This is a genomic window from Burkholderia sp. Tr-20355, from assembly GCF_017104685.1.
In the GTDB taxonomy this organism is placed as follows: Bacteria; Pseudomonadota; Gammaproteobacteria; order Burkholderiales; family Burkholderiaceae; genus Burkholderia; species Burkholderia seminalis.
Genome location: NZ_JAAGPK010000416.1, coordinates 1 through 407 on the forward strand (window position 1 = coordinate 1; position 407 = coordinate 407).

Consider the following 407-nt stretch of genomic DNA (forward strand, 5'->3'; position numbering starts at 1 on the left):
GCACACGCCGATCTCGGTGCCTTTCTCGGCGGCCAGCTGCTTGAGCCGGATCGCCGCCGACAGCCCGGCGGGGCCGCCGCCGACGATCACGACGTCGTATTCCATCGATTCGCGCGGGCCGTATTGCGCGAGCAAGTCCTGTGTGGTCAAAATCCTGTCTCCTCCTGCGTCCCGACCGTCAACCGGTCAGAACTGGTCTTCCGTCAACGCGAGCACGCTCTCGTTGCCCTTCGCGCCGACGATCGACGCCTCGAGCGCGCCGGCCTGCACGAGAATATGCTCCGCATAACATTGCGCGATCGCGATCTTCGCATCGAAGAACGCCGGGTCGCTCGCGCGGTTCGCCTGCGCCGCCACCAGCGCGCGCGCCATCTGCCACCCGCACAGCACCACGCCCGCCAGCTTCA

At 67.3% G+C, this 407-nt stretch carries 2 protein-coding genes; both read right to left on the reverse strand.

Annotation, left to right across the window (positions count from 1 at the left end; all coding sequences use genetic code 11):
* On the reverse strand, positions 1-150 hold a 150-nt coding region (locus tag G3N62_RS35705; RefSeq protein ID WP_124636892.1), incomplete at its 3' end, for an FAD-dependent oxidoreductase.
* Positions 151-186: 36 nt separating this feature from the next.
* Positions 187-407: acyl-CoA dehydrogenase C-terminal domain-containing protein (locus G3N62_RS35710; protein WP_206141271.1), on the reverse strand; the 221-nt coding region annotated here is incomplete at its 5' end.